This is a genomic window from Rhodoferax sp. TH121 (genome assembly GCF_002251855.1).
In the GTDB taxonomy this organism is placed as follows: Bacteria; Pseudomonadota; Gammaproteobacteria; order Burkholderiales; family Burkholderiaceae_C; genus Allorhodoferax.
Genome location: NZ_NOXW01000019.1, coordinates 68743 through 90636, shown reverse-complemented (window position 1 = coordinate 90636; position 21894 = coordinate 68743). Strand labels below are relative to the sequence as shown.

Annotated in this window: 23 protein-coding genes; 11 read left to right on the top strand and 12 right to left on the bottom strand. The window is 62.8% G+C overall.

The features are described from left to right. Nucleotides 1-6 precede the first annotated feature (6 nt). The 4 genes from CHU94_RS04605 (at nt 7) to CHU94_RS04590 (ending at nt 3546) form a co-directional block, all read left to right on the top strand. Complete coding sequence (locus CHU94_RS04605) at nt 7-597, top strand: DUF4136 domain-containing protein (protein ID WP_094477250.1); 591 nt, start codon at nt 7-9, stop codon at nt 595-597. Then, complete coding sequence (locus CHU94_RS04600) at nt 598-1248, top strand: histidine phosphatase family protein (RefSeq protein WP_094477248.1); 651 nt, start codon at nt 598-600, stop codon at nt 1246-1248. It begins immediately after the preceding gene. Between the two features lie 14 nt (nt 1249-1262). Then, on the top strand, nt 1263-1721 hold the full coding sequence (locus CHU94_RS04595; protein WP_094477246.1) for a hypothetical protein: 459 nt from the start codon (nt 1263-1265) through the stop codon (nt 1719-1721). Nucleotides 1722-1791: 70 nt separating this feature from the next. After that, nucleotides 1792-3546 carry a lysoplasmalogenase family protein gene (locus CHU94_RS04590; protein WP_094477789.1) on the top strand — a complete coding sequence of 585 codons (1755 nt, stop codon included), beginning with the start codon at nt 1792-1794 and terminating at the stop codon, nt 3544-3546. A gap of 2 nt (nt 3547-3548) precedes the next feature. Here CHU94_RS04590 and ruvB read toward each other — a convergent pair whose 3' ends face one another. After that, nucleotides 3549-4622 carry a Holliday junction branch migration DNA helicase RuvB gene (gene ruvB / locus CHU94_RS04585; protein ID WP_094477244.1) on the bottom strand — a complete coding sequence of 358 codons (1074 nt, stop codon included), beginning with the start codon at nt 4620-4622 and terminating at the stop codon, nt 3549-3551. A gap of 154 nt (nt 4623-4776) precedes the next feature. Between ruvB and CHU94_RS04580 the strand changes: the two genes are divergently transcribed. Then, nucleotides 4777-5859 carry a carbonic anhydrase gene (locus tag CHU94_RS04580; RefSeq protein WP_094477242.1) on the top strand — a complete coding sequence of 361 codons (1083 nt, stop codon included), beginning with the start codon at nt 4777-4779 and terminating at the stop codon, nt 5857-5859. 106 nt (nt 5860-5965) lie between these two features. Here the strand turns inward: CHU94_RS04580 and ruvA are convergent, their stop codons facing one another. Next, a complete protein-coding gene (gene ruvA / locus CHU94_RS04575; protein ID WP_094477240.1) occupies nt 5966-6538 on the bottom strand; it encodes a Holliday junction branch migration protein RuvA in 573 nt (190 codons plus the stop codon). A 112-nt stretch (nt 6539-6650) separates the two neighbouring features. On the opposite strand from ruvA, the gene CHU94_RS04570 reads away from it, so the two are divergent. Continuing rightward, complete coding sequence (locus CHU94_RS04570; protein ID WP_094477238.1) at nt 6651-7694, top strand: PhoH family protein; 1044 nt, start codon at nt 6651-6653, stop codon at nt 7692-7694. Further along, nucleotides 7691-8137: an rRNA maturation RNase YbeY gene (gene ybeY / locus CHU94_RS04565; RefSeq protein WP_094477236.1), complete on the top strand. Its 447-nt coding sequence runs from the start codon at nt 7691-7693 to the stop codon at nt 8135-8137. The genes CHU94_RS04570 and ybeY overlap by 4 nt, the downstream gene beginning before the upstream one ends. A gap of 174 nt (nt 8138-8311) precedes the next feature. On the opposite strand, the gene CHU94_RS04560 is transcribed toward ybeY, so the two are convergent. Then, nucleotides 8312-8701 (bottom strand): hypothetical protein, encoded by a 390-nt coding sequence (locus CHU94_RS04560; protein ID WP_094477234.1) that lies wholly within the window; start codon nt 8699-8701, stop codon nt 8312-8314. 151 nt (nt 8702-8852) lie between these two features. Here CHU94_RS04560 and CHU94_RS04555 point away from each other — a divergent pair, with 151 nt between their 5' ends. Next, nucleotides 8853-11120 carry a hypothetical protein gene (locus CHU94_RS04555; protein ID WP_094477232.1) on the top strand — a complete coding sequence of 756 codons (2268 nt, stop codon included), beginning with the start codon at nt 8853-8855 and terminating at the stop codon, nt 11118-11120. Nucleotides 11121-11218: 98 nt separating this feature from the next. Here CHU94_RS04555 and dtd read toward each other — a convergent pair whose 3' ends face one another. After that, entirely contained in the window at nt 11219-11683 is a 465-nt protein-coding gene (gene dtd / locus CHU94_RS04550) for a D-aminoacyl-tRNA deacylase (protein ID WP_094477230.1), read from the bottom strand. A 9-nt stretch (nt 11684-11692) separates the two neighbouring features. Continuing rightward, nucleotides 11693-12937 (bottom strand): tyrosine--tRNA ligase, encoded by a 1245-nt coding sequence (gene tyrS, locus CHU94_RS04545; protein WP_094477228.1) that lies wholly within the window; start codon nt 12935-12937, stop codon nt 11693-11695. A 122-nt stretch (nt 12938-13059) separates the two neighbouring features. On the opposite strand from tyrS, the gene CHU94_RS04540 reads away from it, so the two are divergent. Further along, nucleotides 13060-14424 carry a M23 family metallopeptidase gene (locus tag CHU94_RS04540; protein WP_094477226.1) on the top strand — a complete coding sequence of 455 codons (1365 nt, stop codon included), beginning with the start codon at nt 13060-13062 and terminating at the stop codon, nt 14422-14424. 11 nt (nt 14425-14435) lie between these two features. Then, nucleotides 14436-15551, top strand: coding sequence for an anhydro-N-acetylmuramic acid kinase (locus CHU94_RS04535; protein WP_094477224.1), 1116 nt, complete (start codon nt 14436-14438; stop codon nt 15549-15551). Nucleotides 15552-15566: 15 nt separating this feature from the next. Here the strand turns inward: CHU94_RS04535 and erpA are convergent, their stop codons facing one another. The 6 genes from erpA to CHU94_RS04505 all read right to left on the bottom strand — a co-directional run bounded on the left by erpA (nt 15567) and on the right by CHU94_RS04505 (nt 19958). Then, a complete protein-coding gene (erpA, locus tag CHU94_RS04530) occupies nt 15567-15932 on the bottom strand; it encodes an iron-sulfur cluster insertion protein ErpA (protein ID WP_087495111.1) in 366 nt (121 codons plus the stop codon). A 61-nt stretch (nt 15933-15993) separates the two neighbouring features. Beyond that, the gene (locus CHU94_RS04525) at nt 15994-16389 is read right to left on the bottom strand and encodes a polymer-forming cytoskeletal protein (protein WP_094477222.1); all 396 of its coding nucleotides are present in this window, start codon (nt 16387-16389) and stop codon (nt 15994-15996) included. Nucleotides 16390-16407: 18 nt separating this feature from the next. Continuing rightward, nucleotides 16408-17136 (bottom strand): DUF6776 family protein, encoded by a 729-nt coding sequence (locus CHU94_RS04520; RefSeq protein WP_094477220.1) that lies wholly within the window; start codon nt 17134-17136, stop codon nt 16408-16410. Between the two features lie 89 nt (nt 17137-17225). Then, nucleotides 17226-17618, bottom strand: a complete 393-nt coding sequence (rpsI, locus tag CHU94_RS04515; RefSeq protein WP_094477218.1) for a 30S ribosomal protein S9 — start codon at nt 17616-17618, stop codon at nt 17226-17228. Next, nucleotides 17615-18085, bottom strand: a complete 471-nt coding sequence (gene rplM, locus CHU94_RS04510) for a 50S ribosomal protein L13 (RefSeq protein WP_094477216.1) — start codon at nt 18083-18085, stop codon at nt 17615-17617. The genes rpsI and rplM overlap by 4 nt, the downstream gene beginning before the upstream one ends. A 196-nt stretch (nt 18086-18281) precedes the next feature. Beyond that, on the bottom strand, nt 18282-19958 hold the full coding sequence (locus tag CHU94_RS04505; protein WP_094477214.1) for a serine/threonine-protein kinase: 1677 nt from the start codon (nt 19956-19958) through the stop codon (nt 18282-18284). Nucleotides 19959-20065: 107 nt separating this feature from the next. On the opposite strand from CHU94_RS04505, the gene CHU94_RS04500 reads away from it, so the two are divergent. Beyond that, nucleotides 20066-20962 carry a 23S rRNA (adenine(2030)-N(6))-methyltransferase RlmJ gene (locus CHU94_RS04500; protein ID WP_094477212.1) on the top strand — a complete coding sequence of 299 codons (897 nt, stop codon included), beginning with the start codon at nt 20066-20068 and terminating at the stop codon, nt 20960-20962. 63 nt (nt 20963-21025) lie between these two features. Here CHU94_RS04500 and metF read toward each other — a convergent pair whose 3' ends face one another. Further along, nucleotides 21026-21871 (bottom strand): methylenetetrahydrofolate reductase [NAD(P)H], encoded by an 846-nt coding sequence (metF, locus tag CHU94_RS04495; protein ID WP_094477787.1) that lies wholly within the window; start codon nt 21869-21871, stop codon nt 21026-21028. Nucleotides 21872-21894: the final 23 nt, after the last annotated feature.

Genomic DNA, 21894 nt, shown 5'->3' with positions numbered 1-21894 from the left:
CCCCATATGGCGCTTGACTCCTGGTTCCGCCGTGCACTGCTGGTGCTGGCTACTGCGGCCCTCACCGGCTGCGCCCTGCCGCGCATGATTGACAGTGATGTACAGAGCTTTGTGGGCAACGCGCCAGCCCTGAGCGGCGCAAGCTACCGGTTTGAGCGCCTGCCCTCGCAGGCCCACAACAACGACCAGGACCAGATCGAGGCCCTGGCGCAAGAAGCCCTGGAGCGCATTGGCCTGCAGCGCAACGACGATGCGCCCCGCTACCTGGTGCAGGTGAATGTGTCGGTGGACGGCATACGCAACCCGCACTACCGGCCACCCCGCCCGCGCCTGGTGGTGGGCGCCAATGGCGTGGTGTACGAAGAATGGCCCTGGGCCATGGATGTGGAAGTGCCCTGGTACCGCCACCGCGCGCAGGTGCTGCTGCGTGACAGTACCAATGGCCAGTTGGCCTACGAGACGGCGGCCGTGTTTGACGGCCCCTGGCGCGACACCCTGAATCTGCTACCGCCCATGCTGGAAGCGGCCCTGAAAGACTATCCGCTCCCCGGCAAGCGCCGGGTGGTGGTGGAGTTGCCCGTGGCGGGTGCGCGCTGAATGGGGGCCACCCGCATCATTGCCGTGCGCCACGGCGAAACGGCCTGGAACGTGGACACCCGCATCCAGGGCCAACTCGACATTGGACTGAACGCGCACGGTCTCTGGCAGGCCCAGCGCGTGGGCCTGGCGCTGGCCGATGAAACCATCGACCACATCTACAGCAGCGATCTATCCCGCGCCCACAGCACCGCCCAGGCGATTGCACAGCATGCCCTGCAGCCAACAGCGCGCAGCGTGCGCTTGCACACCGGTCTGCGCGAGCGCGGCTTTGGCACCTTTGAGGGCCAGACCTGGGCCGCCATTGCCGAGCAGTGGCCCGAAGAATCGCGCCGCTGGAAAACCCGCGACCCGCACTTTGCGCCGCCCGGCGGTGAGACCCCGACACAACTGCTGGCCCGTGTCTCGCGCACCGTGAACGAGATTGCAGCGCAGCACCTGGGCGAACACATTGTGCTGGTGGCGCATGGTGGCGTGATGGACATGCTCTATCGCATGGCTACGCAGCAGGAGCTGCACGCCCCGCGCACCTGGGAACTGGGCAACGCCGCCATCAACCGACTGCTGTGGACGCCCGACGCCCTGACGCTGGTGGGCTGGGCCGACACCCGGCATCTGGACGCAACGGCGCTGGACGAGTCCAGCACCTGACGCAGAGCCGCCACATGGGCCACTATCTTTTGCACGCCGGTTCGGTCCCTTGGCAGGACCAGTTGCTCTACGCGGGCCTGATCCTCGTGGCCCTCGTAGCGCTGTTTGGGGTGTTCTGGTGGCGCAAGCGCGCGAGCCGGCCCGCCAAGGGCGACTTTGCAGCGCTGGCCACCCACACCAATGTGGCCGAAGCATTGGCCGCCCAAGACCGCAGCCCGCTGGCTGATGCAGCGGATGCCTGGGAGCAGACCCAAAGCACCGTGAAACACCTGCAGTCCGGCGTGGAGCGCACCCTGGCGCTGGTCTTCGTGCTGCTCTCGGGCCTGGGCTTCCTCATCAGCCTCACCGCCGTGCTGAGCGAAGTCTTCAGCTTCCCGAAGACTTCCTGGGGCTCGCTGCTGTTCTGGTTGGCAATGGGTGGAGTCTGCGCATGGTTTGCACGGGTGCAGTGGCGCGACTTCCGCGGCAAATAGTCAGCTCGCTCTAGCCCGGCCTAGGGTTGTCCCGCTCGGCACCAAGCGCTTGCTCGGCAAAAATGCCGCCATGAGCAAAGTCATTGTGTTCGCCACCCCTGTTTTCCTGTTGCTGATCGCACTGGAGTTCTTCTGGAGCCGCCGCACCACGGCCCGCGTGCCAGGGGCCAAGGCCTACCGGCTCAACGATGCCATCAACAGCATCAGCCTGGGCATCCTGAGCCAGGTGGGGGGGGTGCTCACCAAGGCACTCAGCGTAGGCATCTACACCGCGGTGTTCAGCGCCGTCGCCATTTACCCGGACCTGGAATTCTGGAAGACCTGGTACGGCATCGTGCTGGCGCTGGTGTTCTACGACTTTTGCTACTACTGGCTGCACCGCGCGGGCCACGTGGTGGCGCTGTTTTGGGCGGCCCATGTGGTGCACCACCAGAGCCAGCACTACAACCTGTCCACCGCCCTGCGCCAAACCAGCAGCGGCGCATTCTTTGGCTGGATCTTCTACCTGCCCATGGCCGTTGCCGGTGTGCCGCCCATGATTTTTGGCATCGTGGCGCTGATTGATTTGCTCTACCAATTCTGGGTGCACACGGAGCAGGTGGGCAAGCTGGGCTGGTTTGACCGGGTGTTCTGTTCCCCCAGCAACCACCGCGTACACCACGCGGTGAACGATCCGTACATCGACAAGAACTACGGCGGCATCCTGGTGCTGTGGGACCGTATGTTCGGCACCTTCACCGAAGAGGAGGAACCCTGCGTATACGGTACGCGCGGCCCGCTCAACAGCTGGGACCCGCTCTGGGCCAATGCCGACGTCTATTGGGGTTTGGCCAAAGACAGCTGGGCTACCCGCCGCTGGAGCGACAAGTTGCGCGTGTGGCTCAAGCCGCCGGGCTGGCAACCCGCCGACCTGGCCGCCACCCACCCCAAGCCCGCCTTTCGGCTGGAACAGGTGCAGACCTACAACCCGCCCCTGAGCCGTGGCCAGCAGTGGTTTGCCAGCCTGCAGTTTCTGGGCTTGCTGGGCGCGGTGGCGGGCTACCTGTGGGTGGCCGACAGTCTGAGCTTCGCCCATGCCGCGGTGGGCTGCGTGGCGCTGTCGGCGGGGGTGTGGGCGTTGGGCCGTTACATGCAACACACGCTGAGCGCTTTGGAGGTGCTGATGGTGGAAGCCGCTGCCCTGGCCACGCTGGGTGCCATGGAGCTACTGCCGTACTACCTTCTTACCAAGCCGCTGGTCATGGTGCTAGCTATGATTTTTGTAGCTATTCGCGCACATTCCACAAGGTCCGGCGGCACATTTGGCTCAAAATCACACGCCTTGCTGCTGGGTGCGCTGCTGTTCTCGCTGGGCGGCGATGTCTTCCTCATGCTGCCGGGCGACTATTTCATTCCCGGTCTGGCGTCGTTTTTGGTGGCGCACGTGTTTTATATCGCACTGTTCCGCCAAGGCGCGGGCTGGTTTGTGCAGCGCAAGGCACTGTGGGGCTTGCTGGCCTTTGGTGCCTTGATGCTGGGGGTGTTGTGGGGTAGCTTGGGCAACCCTGTGCTCCAGGGGGCTGTGGCCGCCTATGTCACCGTCATCTGCCTGATGGCGGCACAGGCCTGGTCACGGGCCAGCGTGCCGGGTGACTCCGCAGCGCGCTGGGTAGCAGCGGGGGCCTGTGTGTTCATGCTCAGCGACTCGCTGATCGCCATCAACAAGTTCCTCACGCCCGTGCCCCTGGCCTCGTTCTGGATCTTGTTGACCTACTACGCCGCGCAGCTGCTGATCGTGCACCACGTGCTGGTACACCTGCACCAACCCGGCCCCGCCCGGGCTTAGGTTCAGTCGCCCAGCAGGTCCACCGCCGGGCCAGCCGGCGCCGTCACGCCCAGGTGCCGGTAGGCGGCCAGCGTGGCAATGCGCCCACGCGGGGTGCGCTGCAGATAGCCTTGCTGGATCAGGTAGGGCTCAATCACGTCCTCGATGGTTTCGCGCTCTTCGCCAATGCTGGCCGCAATGTTGTCCAGCCCCACGGGGCCACCGTCAAAGCGGTGGATCACGGCCTCCAGCAGCTTGCGGTCCATCAGGTCGAAGCCCTGCGGGTCCACGTCCAGCATGGCCAGCGCACGGTTGGCCATGTCCAGGGTGATCTTGCCCTCGCCTTTCACTTCGGCGTAGTCGCGCACGCGGCGCAGCAGGCGGTTGGCAATACGTGGCGTGCCGCGCGAGCGGCGGGCGATCTCGAACCCACCGTCCTCGTCCATGGGCACCCCCAGCAGGCCCGCGCTGCGCTTGACGATGCGGGCCAGCTCGTCATTCGTATAAAACTCCAGCCGCGCCACGATGCCAAAGCGGTCGCGCAGCGGGTTGGTCAGCATGCCGGCGCGTGTGGTGGCGCCCACCAGTGTGAAGGGCTGCAGGTCGAGCTTGATGCTGCGGGCCGCCGGGCCTTCGCCGATCATGATGTCGATCTTGTAGTCCTCCAGCGCGGGGTACAAGATTTCTTCCACCACGGCCGAGAGGCGGTGGATTTCGTCAATGAACAGTACGTCGTTCTTTTCCAGCCCGGTCAGCAGGGCCGCCAGGTCCTTGGGTTTCTCCAGCACCGGGCCACTGGTCTGGCGCAGGTTCACGCCCAGCTCGTGCGCGATGATGTGGGAGAGCGTGGTCTTGCCCAGGCCGGGCGGGCCAAACAGCAGCACATGGTCCAGCGCTTCGCCCCGCTTTTTGGCGGCACCGATAAAGATCTCCAGCTGCTCGCGCACCTTGGCCTGGCCCACATACTCGTCCAGCAGCTTGGGGCGCAGTGCGCGCTCCAGGGCTTCCTCGCTGCTGGAGGTCGGGGCCGCAGACACCACCCGGCTGACGCCAGCGGGCAAAGGGGGAACAGCAAAATCGTCAGTCTGGATGCTCACGCAAAGGGCCTGTAGGTTGCAAAATGGGTGAAACGCGGGGTGGGTTGCCACTATAGCCTGCACAGGGCGTGGCTCAAGAAGCCATCCACAACTGCCGATACCAGTTGCACACCCCCTCGTTTCGCCCGTGCCCGTCTGAAAGGCCTTGCCACCCATGCTCTCCCGCCGCCCCACAGCCTTGCACCGCCCCCGGCCCCTGCAACACCTTCTGGGCGCCCTGCTCTTGGCGGGCCTGGCACTGAGCTGCGGCACTGCACGTGCCAACGATCCGCCGCCCGCTCCCAAAGCCGCCGCCAAAAAACCTGCCGCAGACATCACCGCCACCAGCGCATCCAGCCCCAAAGAAGTGGGCGACCAGCTGCGCGAGGCCTTGGGCACGTCGGTACCGGCCAAAAAGAAACTCACCATCGTGGTCAGCGGCAAGGCGGCCGGCAATGGCACCCCCGCGCCCGTGAGCACAAAAGCCGCTCGTGCCGCCGCCGTGGTGGGCCACGGGCAAACGGTGCAGATTACGTCGGTGTCCGCGGCTCCTGCGACGGATGCCCATGGGGGCGATGTGCACTGGTCCTACGAAGGCGAAACCGGCCCGCAGGCCTGGGCCAAACTCAAGCCCGAGTTCAATGTGTGTGCCATAGGCAAACGCCAATCCCCCATCAACATCGAAGAAGGCAACACGCTGCAGGGCCCCGCCGAACCGGTGAAGTTCAACTACGTGCCCAGCAATGGCACGGTGATCAACAATGGCCATACCATCCAGGTGGATGTGCAGGGCGAGAACAACATTACTGTGCGCGGAACGCGCTACCGGTTGCTGCAGTTCCATTTCCACTCCCCGTCCGAGGAGCAAATCAACGGACAGCGGGCCGCCATGGTGGCGCACCTGGTGCACAAGAATGATGAAGGCCAACTGGCGGTGGTGGCGGTGCTGCTTCAGCCCGGCGAGGCCAACCCACTGATCGACAAGGTCTGGACCTACATGCCGCTGGACGCGGGCGACCGCGTGCGCATGCCGCGCGAGCTGCTCAACCTCAACGAACTGCTACCGGCCGACCAGCGCTACTACCAGTTCATGGGCTCGCTGACCACCCCGCCTTGCACCGAAGGGGTGCTGTGGATGGTGCTCAAACAACCGTCGCCGCTCAGCCGCAGCCAGCTCAAGCTCTTCACCCAGCTCTACCCCAACAACGCCCGCCCCGTGCAGGCGCTCAATAGCCGTCCCGTGCGCGAAGCCCAATAGGCATTGCCCCCACGCTCTGCCGATACGCGGGTTGCTGCCCCCCAAGGGGGCCGCGATTTGCCTTGGGGCGGCCCGGCGGCAAAACACCCTTACTTTGCTCGGGCGGCTATTTGGCCAAAGATTTGAGGGCCAGTTTGATACCGTCACTCACGCCGACGTCCTTGGGCAGGGCTTTGAGCGCCGCGGCGGCTTCCTTGTCGTTGTAACCCAACGCCAGCAGTGCCTGCAGGATGTCGGACTGGGCGTCGCCCACCGCACCCATGGGGGCGCCAAGGTCAGCGCCCAACTTACCCTTGAGCTCCAGCAGCAAGCGCTCGGCCGTCTTTTTGCCGATGCCGGGTACCTTGACCAGGCGCCCGGCCTCCTGCAGGGTCACGGCCTGGGCCAGGTCACCCACATCCATGCCCGAGAGCACCGACAGCGCCGTGCGCGGACCCACGCCCGAGATTTTGATCAACTCGCGAAAGGCCTCGCGCTCGGCGGCGGTGGCAAAGCCGTACAAGATTTGCGCGTCCTCTCGCACCACAAAGTGGGTCAGCAGCGAGACCTTGGCACCGTCGGCAGGCAGGTTATAGAAAGTGCTCATGGGCACCTGCACCTCGTAGCCCACGCCGCCACAGTCGATGATGACCTGGGGTGGGTTTTTGTCGCTGAGGATGCCTGTAAGTTTGCCGATCATCGTGGTGTGCCTGGGGTTGGAATGCGGGGGTGTGGCCCGGAGGCCGAACATTGGGGACAATGTGGGGATGCGCCCACCGTGGCGCCCCCTTTAGCCCTGCCGGATTATCAGCTTGATTCTCAAACACATCTTCACCCCGCTGAACAACACGCGCCTCTCGCACCTGTGCGGCCCCACCGACGAACACCTGCGCACCATCGAGCGCGAATTGGAGGTGCGCATTGCCCACCGCCACGAGCAGTTCAAGGTGGAAGGTGCTAAGGCCAAGGCCCAGCGCGCCATGGAAATGCTGCAGGCCTTGTACGAGATCGCAGGCCGCCCCATCGCAGCCTCCACCGTGCAGCTCATGCTCAGCGGCGATGGGGGCATGGACGGTGAAGATGGCCCCACGCTGTCCACCCGCCGCGCCGACCTCAAGCCCCGCAGCCAGAACCAGGCGCTGTACCTGGACAACATTGCCGAGTTCGACATTACGTTTGGCATCGGCCCCGCCGGTACCGGCAAGACCTACCTGGCCGTGGCCGCCGCGGTGGATGCGCTACAGCGCAGCGCCGTACAGCGCATTGTGCTGACCCGCCCCGCCGTGGAAGCGGGCGAGCGCCTCGGCTTTCTGCCCGGCGACCTGAACCAGAAGGTGGACCCGTATTTGCGCCCGCTGTACGACGCACTCTACGACCTGATGGGTTACGACCAGGTGCACAAAGCTTTCGAGCGCCAGCAGCTGGAAATCGCGCCATTGGCCTTTATGCGCGGGCGTACGCTGAACAACGCGTTTGTGATCCTGGACGAGGCCCAGAACACCACGCCCGAGCAGATGAAGATGTTTTTGACGCGCGTGGGCTTTGGCACCAAGACCGTCATCACTGGCGACCTGACCCAGATCGACTTGCCCAAGGCGCAGATGAGCGGGCTGGTAGAGGCCGAGCGCGTGCTACGCCGCACGCCAGGCATTGCCATCACCCGCCTGACCAGCGCCGACATCGTGCGCCACCCGCTGGTGGCCCGCATCGTGGATGCCTACGAGGCCGCGCGGCTGGAAGATTTGCCACCCATTGCCATCCCGGACGCCGAAGAAGAGCTGCCCCGCGTAGGCTTGCCCAAGACCCGCGCCCCCCAAACCAAGTCCGCCAAAACCACCTCCACCAAGGCTCGCTGATGCTGCCCGAACTCTCACTCTCCCTGCAATTTGGCAAACTCAAAGACGCAGACAAGCACCGCGATGCCCTCAAGCGCCACAAAGTGATCCGCTGGATCCGCAACACCCTGGAGGTGGACGGCGAGATCACCGTGCGCATCGTCGACGCCGAAGAAGGCCAGACCCTGAACCGCGAGTACCGCCAGAAGGACTACGCCACCAATGTGCTGACCTTCGACTACACCCAGGACCCCGTCACCGCCGACCTGGTGTTGTGCGCGCCGGTGATCGCCAAGGAAGCCAAAGAGCAAAAGAAAACGCTGGAAGCCCACTACGCCCACATGATCGTGCACGGCACCCTGCACGCCCAAGGCTGGGACCACGAACTGGACGAAGACGCGGAAGTGATGGAGCTGCGCGAGAGCGAAATCATGGCGCGCTTGGGGTTCAAGAACCCGTACTGAGTTTTGGGCGCTTGCTCCTGAGTGGCCCTGGCATTCCGACGCACCTAGCGAAGGGAAGGGCTCTGCGTTTTTGCGCAGGTCAAGGAGGAGCCCGCGCAGCGGGCGGGGGACACGGAGCAAAACGCAGAGCCCTTCCCCTCGCGGGCGAGAGCCAACGCCCCTCAGCCTATCCGCCTAGCGCGCAGCTACAAACTGCCGACGCTTGCGCATGCGACCCATCAGCAGCAAGCCCACTGCCGCCAACACCACCAGCCCCACCATGCCAAACGCCCAAACGACCCACAGCAGCGGGGCGACCCAATCCAGCAAAGGGGTGATCCAGGGCATAACCGCAGCGAGCATTTCCACAGACCAGACGATGGTTGCGCGAATCGCTTCCGCAGCGGCGGGGTCCGTCCACAGTGCGATCCACGGCGGTAGAGGCCACTGTGCAAGGGCCTGAAGGCCCCCTTGCAATTGGCCACCCTGGCCCGCCAGCCAATCGGCCAATGCGGCTGAGAGCGCGATGAAACCTGTCCACAACAAGGCGAGCGTTGCGGTTCCGAGAGCGAGTGCAATTTTCATGGGCAAATTATGGGATCGGGTCGTACAGTCGGGGCGTAGTCCATGCACAAGAGCCCGCCGCGTGCGGGGCCTTGCCAAGTGCAGCATTCACAGATAACTTCAGGCAAAACCACCCGATCAAGCTTGTGGAATATGCGCAAGCAGCTACCAAATGCATAGCAAAAAACACTGGCTTCTGAGCATAGGACTGCTGCTCGCAGGGGCTTCGCAAGCGCAGACCTGGAACTTCTCGCCGCCGCGCGACACCTTCCAGCCCGAGGCGCTGCTGGACCTGCGCAGCCTGAACGAAACCACCGCCGGAGAAACCGGCTTTGTGCGGGCCAATGCCGAAGGCGACTTGGTGCGTGGCGACGGCAAACCGCTGCGGCTGTGGGCCATCAACACCCATGTGGCCGGCCGCACCGGCCAAACCCGCCCGCTGTGGCCGCTGGGTGCGCCCGACCTGGCACGGCACGCCCGCTTCATGGCCAAGCGCGGCGTCAACATGGTGCGGCTGCACCAGCAGATCAGCCCGGCGCTGGACAAAACACCGAACGCGGCCATTACCGACATCAACCCGGCCGAGCGCGACGCCATCTGGCGCACCGTGGCGGCCATGCGCAAAGAGGGCATTTACACCACGCTCTCGCCCTACTGGGCCGTGCCCATGAAGTTTGCAGCAGCCTGGGGCATTGCGGGGGGCGACAAGCAGTCCGCACTGGGCCTGCTGTTTTTTGACCCCACGCTGCAAGCGGCCTACAAGGCCTGGTGGCGCGCGCTGCTGACCGAGCCCAACCCCTACACCGGCATTCCGCTGGCGCAGGACCCCAGCGTGGCCATCCTGCAACTGCAGAATGAGGACAGCCTGCTGTTTTGGAGCGTGAACGGCATCCAGGGGCCACAACGCCAAGCGCTGGAGCGGCGTTATGGCGATTTTTTGGCACGCAAGTACGGCAGCCTGGACAAAGCCCTAGCTGCCTGGAAAGGTGCAGGCGATGCCGCAGACGCCCCGCAAGACGGCCGCGCCGCGCTGCTCAACCTGTGGGAGCTGACCCAGCCCCCCAGCGACTGGCCGCTGATCGGCGACCCGCGGGACCTGCGCGGCGGCAAGGCCCAGCGGCGCGCCGATCAGACAGAGTTTTATGCCCGCACCATGCACAGCTTCAACACCGGCATGGTGCAGTACCTGCGCCAGACCCTGGGCGCCCGGCAGCTGGTGAACGCGGGCAACTGGAAGACCGGCAGCGCGCGCTACCTCAACGATGCAGAGCGCTGGTCGTATACCGCTGGCGATGTGGATGCTGCCAATGTCTACACCGGCGGCTTGCACAAGGGCGTGAACAACGGCTGGGCGCTGATGAAAGGGGACCAGTTCACCAACGAGAGCATCCTGCGCAGCCCGGACAAGCTGCCCATCAACCTGAAGCAAACCCAGGGGCGGCCCATGCTGCTGACCGAGGGCAACTGGGTGTTGCCCAACAACTTTGGCGCCGAAGGGCCGTTTCTGGTCGCCGCCTATGCGGCGTTGAGCGGGGTGGACGGGTACTACTGGTTCTCGACCGGCGACGAGGGCTGGACGCCGCCGCAGTCCGCCAACGGCTACCTGCCGTCACAGGGCAAATGGCTGTTTGCCACGCCCGAGATTTTGGGCAGTTTTCCGGCAGCGGCCCTGGCCTTTCGCATGGGCTATGTGCGCCGTGGCACGCCGGTGGTGCTGGAACAGCGCACGCTGGACGAGGTCTGGCAGCGCAAGGCGCCGCTGATTGCAGAAGAAACCAGCTTCGACCCCAACCGCGACAGCGGCGACGGCCCCCTGCGCGACGGCCAGGCCACCAGCGTACGCGCCCAGGCCTTCCAGGTGGGGCCGGTGCTGGTGGCCTACGGCCCCCAGAAAACGCCCAGCACCGTGGTGCCGCTGGCCCCCTGGGTTGCCCCGGGGCAAATCACCGCCAACACCGGGGAGCTGGTGTGGAACACCCTGCTGGGCTACTGCACCGTCAACAGCCCGCGGGCCCAGGGCGTGGTGGCCCACTTTGGCAACGCCAGCACGCACCAGCTGCAGGATGTGCGCTTTCGCTCGGGCAACAGCTTCGGTGCCGCCATGGCGGTGTCCATGGACGGGGAGCCGCTGCGCAGCTCCCACAAAATCCTGGTGCAGTTCGCCACCCAAAGCCGCCCCAACGGCTGGAAAGAAAGCCCCAGCAGCATCGCCCTGGACAAGGGCGCCACCACACCGGGGTTCACCCTGGAGTCGTTCGGGCAGTCACCCTGGCAGGTGCAGTCAGCCGACCTCGATCTCACGGTGCGCAATCCCCACATCAGCCGGGGTGTGGTGCTGGACATGAATGGCATGGCAGTTCAGACCCTGCCGCTGACGCGCAATGGGGATCTGGCCAGCGTCAAGTTTCCAGCCAACGCGATGTACCTGGTGCTGCAGTAGTGCGGTGCAGCGAAAGCATCTCCAGCACCCCAATTTCAAGCTTTTTAAGGACCCAGCCCTCGTAAATACTGCGCGGGCAGCTATTTAATTAATAGCAATCAAACCACAGGCGCAATCCGCATCGGGATGGTCACCGGCCCGTCATTGACCAGCTCTACCTGCATGTCTGCGGCAAAAATGCCGGTCTGCACGACGGGGTGTGCCGCACGGGCCTGGGCCACGAAGTAGTCGTACAAACGCCGCCCCTCGTCAGGCGCCGCAGCCCCCTTGAAGCTGGGCCGGTTGCCACCCGAGGTATCGGCCGCCAGCGTGAACTGGCTCACGATCAGCAAGCCCCCCTGCAGGCCCGCGCCGTCCAGGTCCTGCACGCTGCGGTTCATCTTGCCGTCGGCGTCGCTGAAGATGCGCAGCTTGAGCAGCTTGGCCAGCAGCTTGTCGCCCTGTACCTCGGTATCACCCTGCTCGGCGCACACCAACACCAACAGGCCCTGGTCGATCTTGCCTACCGTGGCACCGTCCACCACCACCTGTGCGCGGCGAACGCGCTGCACCAAGGCCAGCATGGCGCGAAATCAGGACAGCGTCACGCGGGCAAACTTGCGCTTGCCCACCTGCAGCACGTACGTACCGGCACCCAGCTTCAGGCCCTTGTCGCTGACCACGTTGCTGTCGATGCGCACACCGCCACCATCGATCAGGCGGTTGCCCTCGCCGCTGGAAGCGGCCAGGTTCGCAGACTTCAGCAGGGCGGCAATGCCCACTGCTGCACCACCTTCGCCAAGGGGCAAGGTGATTTCGTCGATCTGGTCCGGAATGCCACCCTTGCTGCGGTTAATGAAGTCCTGCTCGGCTGCATCGGCTGCGGCGGCACTGTGGAAGCGTGCCGTAATTTCCTTGGCCAAGGCCACCTTGGCGTCCTTGGGGTTGCGCCCGCCATCGACTTCGGCCTTGAGCGCCGCAATCTCAGCCTCGGGCTTGAAGCTGAGCAAGGTATACCACTTCCACATCAGCACGTCCGAAATGCTGAGCACCTTGGCGAACATGGTGTTGGGCTCTTCGGTGACGCCGATGTAGTTGTTCTTGCTCTTGGACATCTTCTCGACGCCGTCCAAGCCTTCGAGCAAGGGCATGGTCAAGATGCACTGGGGCTCCTGACCGTACTCGGCCTGCAGCGTGCGGCCCATGAGCAGGTTGAACTTCTGGTCAGTGCCGCCCAGCTCCAGGTCGCTTTGCAGCGCCACAGAGTCGTAGCCCTGCATCAGCGGGTAGAGGAACTCGTGCACAGCAATCGGCGTGCCCGCCTTGAAGCGGTCGTGGAAGTCGTTGCGCTCCATCATGCGCGCCACGGTGTAGCGGCTGGCCAGCTGGATCATGCCGCGCGCGCCCAGCGGGTCGCTCCACTCGCTGTTGTAGCGCAGCTCGGTTTTGGCAGGGTCCAGGATCTTGTCGGCCTGGGCGCGGTAGGTTTCGGCATTCAGCTTGATCTGCTCGGCTGTCAGCGGGGGGCGCGTGCTGTTGCGGCCGGACGGGTCACCAATCATGCTGGTGAAGTCACCAATCAAAAAGATGACCGTGTGGCCCAGATCTTGCAGTTGCCGCATCTTGTTCAGCACCACGGTGTGGCCGATGTGGATGTCGGGCGCGGTGGGGTCCAGCCCCAGCTTGATACGCAGCGGTTTGCCGGTGGCTTCGGACTTGGCGAGCTTTTTCACCCATTCGTCTTGTGGCAGCAGTTCTTCCACACCGCGCAGGGTCACCGCCAGGGCTTCGCGGACACGATCGCTTACAACTAATTGGGGGCTTAAGGCTTGATTCATAAGGGTTTTTTCTCGTTGCCGGGGGGTATGCGACCGCTATACTGCGGGCTCTCTCCTGCAACGTGTTCGTTGCCAGCGGCTGGATTTTAGTCGGGCCGCCCCATCCATCGGAGTTCCAGATTTTGAAACACGGATTGATCCAGGCCGTAGAGACTTGTCTTGCCTTTGCCCGCGACCTGACTGAACGCCATCCCAAACGCATCACCGCCGTCGTTGCCGCCCTGTTGGTCGGCGGCACGGGTGCCACCTTCGCGGTCGCGAATCTGGCGCCGGATGCAGCCGACTTGCCGGTGCGCACCGTGGTCGAGTCCATTCCCCTGCAGTTGGTACTGCCCGAGACCACCTTGTCGGCCCTGCCCGCAACGCCTTTGTACCGATCCGAGCTCACACGCTCCACCGACACTGCGGACAGCCTGCTCAAACGCTTGGGCGTGTTTGACCCTGCCGCCGCCGCGTTTTTGCGCACCAACAGCCAAGTACAGCAAGTCTTGCTGGGCCGCGCAGGCCGCAATGTCACGGTGGAGGTGGATGGCCAACAGTCACTGCTGAGCCTGACCGCACGCTGGAGTCCGATGGACGACGGCACCTTCAAGCGCCTGAGCATCCGCAAGCAAGGCACGGATTTCACGGCCCAATTGGAAACCCTGCCCCTGGTGGCCTCTACCCGCTTGGGCGGTGGTGTGATCCAGACCTCGCTGTTTGCCGCCACCGACGACGCACGCCTGCCGGACGCCATTGCGGTGCAGCTGGCCGAGATCTTCTCGGGTGACATCGACTTTCACCGCGCCCTGCGCAAAGGGGACCGCTTCTCAGTGGTTTACGAAACGCTGGAGGGCGATGGCGAGCCTCTGCGCTCCGGCCGTGTACTGAGCGCCGAGTTTGTGAATGCCGGCAAGGCCCACCAGGCCATGTGGTTCCGCGAGCCCACTGCCGCAGAAGCGAGCAAGGGCGGCTATTACACACTGGATGGTGATAGCCTGCGCCGCGCATTCTTGGCGTCGCCCATGGAGTTTTCGCGCGTGAGCAGCGGCTTCAAAATGCGCTTTCACCCCATCCTGCAAAAATGGCGCGCCCATCTGGGCGTGGATTACGCCGCAGCAACCGGCACGCCAGTGCGCACGGTGGGTGATGGTGTCGTTGATTTTGCAGGCGTGCAGAACGGCTTTGGCAATGTCGTGATGGTCAAGCACCGCAACAACCAGACCACGGTGTACGCCCATTTGAGCCGCATTGCTGTCAAAAAAGGGCAAGCCGTCAGCCAGGGCCAGAATATTGGCGCCGTGGGCTCTACCGGTTGGGCGACGGGTCCGCACCTGCACTTTGAGTTCCGCGTCAACGGCGTGCACCATGATCCCCTGACCATCGCCCGCCAGAGCGAATCGATCCCGGTCACCGCGTCCGCCAAGCCGCTGTTCGACAAGGCTGCCGCCCAGGTTCGCGCCCAGCTTAGCGCTGCCGCCCAGGTCAGCCTGGCCAGCGCGGAGTAAGCAAGCCCTCCGTGTCCGAGCTTTACATTGGGCTGATGTCCGGCACATCGCTGGACGGCGTGGACGGCGTGTTGGCGGATTTCACTGCAGGGCAGATGCGTGTGCTGCAGCACTGCAGCGCCCCCTTTCCGCCAGAGCTGCGCGCCGAATTGCTGGCACTGAACAGCAGCGGTTCCGATGAGTTGCACCGCGCTGCGCTGGCGGGCAATGCCTTGGCGCACAGCTATGCGGGGGTGGTCCAAGCCCTGCTGTCCAGCAGCCACACCGCGCCCACCGCAGTGCGGGCCATTGGTGCCCACGGGCAAACCGTTCGCCACCGCCCCCAAGAGTTTGATGGCACGGGCTACACCTTGCAGCTCAACCAGCCAGCCTTGCTCGCCGAGCTGTGTGGCATCGATGTGGTGGCTGATTTCCGCAGCCGGGATGTTGCGGCAGGCGGCCAAGGCGCACCGCTGGTGCCACCTTTTCACCACGCATTTTTCGGCCAAGCAGAGACAACGCTGGCGGTCCTGAATATCGGAGGCATCTCCAACATCACGATCCTGGATCCGGCTCCCAACACACCAGTCCTGGGGTTTGACTGCGGCCCTGGCAACGCTCTGATGGATGGCTGGTGCCACCACCACACCGGGCAGACCTATGACGACGCGGGGCAATGGGCTGCCAGCGGGCAAATCAACCAACCCTTGCTGACCACCTTGCTCAGCGAGCCTTTTTTTGCGAAACCACCGCCCAAAAGCACTGGCCGTGATTTGTTCAACGCCCCTTGGCTGGCGCAGCACCTGCACCTATTCGCGGCACTGCCCCCCCAGGACGTGCAGGCCACCCTCGCCGAGCTGACCGCCCAATCCTGCGCCCAAGCCCTGCGCACCATGGCGCCGGCGTGCCGCGTACTCATTGTGTGCGGCGGCGGTGCCTTGAACACCCATTTGATGCAGCGCTTGGCGCACCACCTCCCAGACTGTCAGGTGCAGTCCTCCGATGTCCGGGGGCTGCCGCCCTTGCAGGTGGAAGCCACGGCATTTGCCTGGCTGGCCCAACAAGCATGCTTGCGCCAAACAGCGAGCCTGCCAAAAGTAACGGGCGCCCAAGGCGCCCGCATACTCGGTGCAATTTACCCTGCCTGAGCAGGGCCACAACACTCAGGTCGAAAACGACGAGCCACAACCACAGGTCGTCGTGGCGTTTGGATTTTTGATCACGAACTGCGCACCTTGCAGGTCTTCCTTGTAATCAATCTCGGCGCCCACCAGGTACTGGTAGCTCATCGCATCAATCAACAGGGAAACACCATTTTTGGTCATGGTGGTGTCGTCTTCGTTGGTGATTTCATCAAACGTGAAACCATACTGAAAACCAGAGCAGCCACCGCCTTGCACAAAGACGCGCAGTTTCAGGTCTGGGTTGCCCTCTTCCGCAATCAGATCTGCCACCTTGGCAGCGGCGCTGTCGGTGAACAGGATGGGGGCAGGCATTTCGGTTTGGATATTTTCAGCAACGGCGCTCATGGAACACTCCGGTCTCAATCAGGATGGGGCAAATAGTACAGGAATCCGCTCGGGAATTCTCTTACTGGTTATTTGCCGCTAGTTTCAGTGTGGGTTTTTCTTCGGTACCCAGCATCGGGCGAAGCTGGCCGGCAATCAGGGCGCCTTGGTGCATTTCCAACGCTGCATACTCCACATCGCCTTCGATACGGGCCTTAGGCTGCAACTCCAGCATGTGTCGTGCGTGGATGGGCCCCTTCACAGTGCCGTTGACAATGATATGGTCGGCCGAGATTTCGCCAGTGATGCTCGCAGAATCGGAAATCACGAGGATGCTAGCTCCGCCCTCACTGGCAAGGACATTACCAATGATGCTGCCGTCAACACGCAGACCTTCTGAGAAGGTCATATTGCCTTCTATCTGGGTACCTTCGGCGATCAGGCTTTTGATCGGGGGCTGCTTCTTCTTATTGAACATGGTGAACCTCTGTAAACATTACAGCTTGATGGACTGGGTCGCACGAACAACCGCACCCTCAAGAACCCGCGCCGAGACACTTTTGACAATGACCTGAGGAGGAAGCGCCAACTCGCCCTCCATACGACCGTACTGCTTGACCTTGATGGGCATGGGCCCGTCAGGCAATGTGGAAGTCCAGGGTTTGCCATTCACCGTGCCCGCAAAAGTGATTTCCAAACGACCATTGAACTCTTGCGTGTTGCGACCCGGCTGCATCACCAGCGCTTGCCATTTTAGCGTCGTCGAGGCAATCAACTCAGCCTGCAACCCCCGTATTGCAAGGCCCTCCACTGACCCCGCGGGAATCAACTTTTCGAAAAAGCCCAAGTCATCACGCAACAACCGGTTATCCGCCTCTAGCTGCTTGACCTGGGCCAACAGTTTTTCGTGTGAGGCTTTTTCCGCCGTTACCAGGGTACCTGCCGTGTTGGCGACCGACTGGGCCTCATCACGCTCGGCCTTCACGTTGACCAATTCACTACGCAGGGCTGTGACCTCCGCTCTGAGCTGCAATAGCTCTTCTTTGGAGCCCTTTTCCAGCCCGGCAATGTCTTTGCCGAACTCAAACGCCCACAAGCCGATCGCTGCACAAAAACCCAACACGATCGCCAGAACTGCCCAGCGGAACGGCCAAGGCAAAGCGCTGCGCACGGCCATGCGAGGGGCGCTGATGGTGAGGCGACGACGGAGCAGGCGGAATCTCATGGAGGGCGAAGTCTAGCAGCCCCAAAAGAAAAGCCGCCAAGATTTGCACCTTGGCGGCTTTTGCAATTGCAACGAGTCGTTGCCAGCGATTAACGCTTGGAGAACTGCTTGCGACGGCGAGCGCCGTGGAAGCCGACCTTCTTACGTTCGACTTCACGTGCATCACGAGTCACGAAGCCAGCCTGGCTCAAGACGGGCTTGAGAGTAGCGTCGTAGTCGATCAAGGCGCGGGTGATGCCGTGGCGGGTTGCACCAGCCTGGCCGGACTCACCACCGCCAGCCACATTGACCATGATGTCAAACGTTTCAGCGTGGTTGGTCAACAACAGGGGCTGTTTGCAGATCATGATGGAGGTTGCGCGACCGAAGAACTTTTCGATTGCCTTGCCATTCACCACGATTTGGCCGGAGCCTTTTTTCAGAAACACGCGGGCGACGCTGGATTTGCGACGGCCGGTGCCATTGTTCCATTCACCGATCATTGGGCTGCCTCACGTTTCACAGCGTTGTTGGAAATGCCAGCAATGTCCAGAACCTTGGGCTGCTGGGCTGTGTGGGGATGCTCAGCACCACCGTAAACCTTGAGCTTCTTGATCATGGCGTAACCCAGGGGACCCTTGGGCAGCATACCTTTGACGGCTTTTTCCAAAGCGCGGCCAGGGTGCTTGGCTTGCATGTCACGGAAGTTGGTGGCAGTGATGCCGCCGGGGTAACCGGAGTGACGGTAGTACACCTTGTCAATCGGCTTGGCGCCGGTGACACGCAACTGGGATGCGTTGATGATGACGATGAAGTCACCGGTATCGACGTGAGGCGTGTAAATGGCCTTGTGTTTGCCGCGCAAACGGAGAGCAACTTCGCTGGCTACTCGTCCGAGGACCTTGTCGGTCGCGTCAATCACAAACCACTCGTGCACGACCTCAGCGGGTTTTGCGCTGAAAGTAGACATGAGATTTCCTAAAAGGAGTGGGTTTGGTGGGTTCTTTTCCACGGTCGGCGTTCCTCTAGTGGGAATCTCTTAGGTGGGGAACATTCTGAAAACTCCTTCAAGGAGCCTTAAGAAATGACTTCGCCGCGGAACCGCTAAAGCGCTGCGAAGCCCGCGATTATACAAATAAACAGGAAAAACCCAAATCCTGCGCCACTCAGGGACTCGAGGCTCTGTTATTCTGGCTCTCCCAGCGCTTGCGATCCGCGATACATACCGGCAACTGAGCGTATTCCGGTTTCTGACACTCTTGGTAAACACACATGCTGCGCGTCCAGATGCTGGCATTGGGGCACAACTCCAACGGCGCAGCCGCCTCTGTCGGGACAGAGGCTGCGGGTACCGCCGGACGGACTTCCGCTCTGACAGGTTTGCCTGGCCCGGCAGAGGCTGGCTTTTCCGGTGTGGAGGGAACCGGTTTGGGCAGGTTGGGCTTGGGCGGCAGCGAGATAGCTTGCACAGCGGGGCTGGCGGGCGCCGAACTGGCAGCCGAAGGCGGCGTCACCTCGGGGGCCGGCGTCAATACACTGGCCTCCGGCATCGGGGGCCGTGAGTCCAGCACCGCAGAAGGCTTGCGTAGAGCCAAGTAAGCACTAACAAGCAGCAACAAGGCAACCAAGGCCAAGACTCCGCCAAGTACCCAATTGGCGGAAGCAGAAGCCCGGGTTTTGCGCTTTGCTGCATCGTGTTTGCCGTGTGGCCTGCGCGCGGTCTTGTCATCTCGAGCCTCCCGGCGACGGCGCTTGGCCGCCAAGGATTGGGTCCGCGGTTGTGGTGCGGGCTGTGTGGTCAGCAAGGCTGTGGTGGGGGTATTTGCAGGTGGTGCGTCAGTGTCCAGGGTCACACCAGGGCCCAGGGCATCACGCCAATCAAACCGCGCCATGTCAGACGGCGGCTGCAGCAGCATTTCCTGGGCAAAGGCATCCACACTTTGCGGGCGGTGGTCAGGCTCTATGGCCAAGGCATGGGCCACCGTCTGGACAAATTCGGGGGAATAGGCTTGACCAAAGTGGGTCTGCGCTGTCTGGGCCACCTGTGCAAACGGTGGCATGCGGTCCCGCACCACCCTAAATGTGGCGGGCAACGGGGATTCGTTGCACACCGAGCCATGCACCACCGCCGCCAGCGCATACAGATCGGTCCAGGGGCCCTCGCGCAGGTCGGGCGCATCAGCGTACTGCTCAATCGGCGCGTAGTTGACCTTCAGAATGGCCGTGTGTTTATGGCTGCTGTCCAGAATCGCACGTCTGGCTGCGCCCAAATCCAGAAGTACGGGCGGCCCAACATCCTGCAGAAAAATATTGTCGGGAGACACATCGCGGTGCAGCATGGCGTTGTCATGCAGCACGCGCAACGCCTCCAGCACCGACCACAGCACCTGGCGCAACCAAGTCTCCGGCGGGGGACCACTCATGCGGCGACGAGCCTCTTTGAGGGTCATCCCCTCATAAAGCGGCATGGCCATGTAGGCCGTGTTATTGGCCTCCCAAAACCGGTAGACCTTGACGAGCGAGGGATGCTCAAACCTCGCCAGCAAACGCGCCTCATCCATGAAAGACTGCAAACCGGTCTGAAACGGCTGGGTATCGGCCGTGGAGCGAGCCGTCAGCGCCAAACTGGCGTCGCGCCCGACCAGGGCCGAGGGCATGTATTCCTTGATGGCGACCGGGCGGTGCAGGGTATGGTCATAGCCGCGGTAAACCATGCCGAATCCGCCCACGCCCAACAGCGACTGCACCTCGAACTCCCCCAGCATGGCGCCGGGCGGCAAGGCATCGACGTGCCCCAGAGGAGCAGCAACAGACGCACTGGACGGGGATGTACTTTCACGCATTCTGTAACTATGTAGAGATCGCGGCGCAAAGCCGTGCGAAACTTGCGGGCCCTGGTGTCCAACGATTACGCCTGTAGCGTAGGTGCCCTGCGTGGGTATCATAGGGGATGTTCAGTTACCGCCACGCCTTTCACGCCGGCAACCATGCCGACGTCCTCAAACACACCGTCTTGCTGGCGGTCCTGCGCTACATGACGCAAAAGGAAACCGCGCTCAATGTGTTTGATACACATGCGGGAGCCGGCCTGTACCGCCTGGATGGCGACTATGCAAAAACCAGCGACGAAGCGGCAGAAGGCTTTTTGAAGCTGGTAGCCACCAAACCCAAACAACCGTTTGCACCCGCGCTGCAAGACTACGTCGACATGGTGGCCGGCTTCAACAACGGCGAGCACTGGAGTGTCTACCCCGGCTCGCCCTTCATCATCCAGAGCCTATTGCGCGAAGACGCGCGCGACAAGCTCAAGCTGTTCGAGCTGCATCCGACTGACACCAAAACCCTGATGGCAAACGTGGCCCAGCTCGAAGCAGGCCGGCAAGTGGCCATCCTGCGCGAAGATGGATTTGAGGGTCTGAAGAAGTTCCTGCCGCCACCATCCCGCCGTGCCTTGGTGCTGTGCGATCCCAGCTACGAAGTCAAGAATGACTATGGCCGCGTGCTCGACATGATTGCCGACGCACTGCTACGTTTTGCCACGGGCACCTACGCCGTCTGGTACCCCATCATTCCGCGGCCTGAGGCCCACGACCTGCCCAAACGCCTGAAGACCATGGCCAACAAGGCCGGCAAGTCGTGGCTGCATGCCACGCTGACGGTTAAATCGAGCAAGCTGACACAGGATGCACAAGGCGAAGTGGTACGCCCTGGCCTACCTGCCAGCGGCATGTTCCTGATCAACCCGCCCCACACACTGAAGGCCCTGCTCAAGGACGCCTTGCCGCAAATGGTCGAGTTGCTGGGGCAGGACAGCAACGCAGCGTTCACGCTGGACTCAGCGGGTTAATTTAAGAAACCAAGCACACCCCATCAGCCGATGGGGTGTCCTGCGCAGCAGCGTGTGACGAGCTTAGGCGGCCAAGCCCAGGTTCTTGCAGAGCGCCAGGGTGGCAGCGCTCTGATTCATCGTGTAGAAGTGCAAGGCTGGGGCGCCACCGGCACGCAGTTGTTCACACAAGTCCGTCACAACCTCCAGCCCAAAAGCTTTGATAGACGCGACATCGTCGCCATAACTTTGCAGACGCAGGCGAATCCAGCGCGGAATCTCGGCACCGCAGGCATCCGAGAAACGCAACAACTGGGTCGAACTGGTGATGGGCATGATGCCCGGCACCACCGGCACATCCAGCCCCAGGGCATCCACCTCTTCCACGAACCGGAAGTAGGCGTCGGAGTTGTAGAAATACTGCGTGATGGCCGAATTGGCTCCCGCTTTCACCTTAGTGGCAAAGGCCTGCAAGTCGCTGGCAGGTGATTTGGCTTGGGGGTGCACCTCGGGGTAGGCAGCCACCTCGATGTGGAAATCATCCCCCGTCTCCGCACGGATGAAGGCCACCAGATCGCTGGCGTAATGGAACTCGCCGCCGGCACCGTAGCCGCTGGGCAGGTCGCCGCGCAAGGCCACCAGACGCTTCACGCCCATGGCCTTGAGGGTTGCCAGCTGCTCGCGCACCGTCGCCTTGGTGGCGCCGATACACGAAAAATGCGAAGCCGCACTCACGCCCTCAGCCAGGATTTCGCTCACCGCTTTAAACGTGCCCTCCTGGGTAGAGCCACCGGCCCCAAAGGTCACCGAGCAGAACTCGGGCTGGAGCGCGTACAACTGTTGGCGCACGCCACGCAGCTTTTCGGCGCCTTCGGGCGTTTTAGGGGGAAAGAACTCCAGACTCAATGGAATTCGGTCGTTGGCAAACATCAGCATCTCCGTCTCACAGGCCC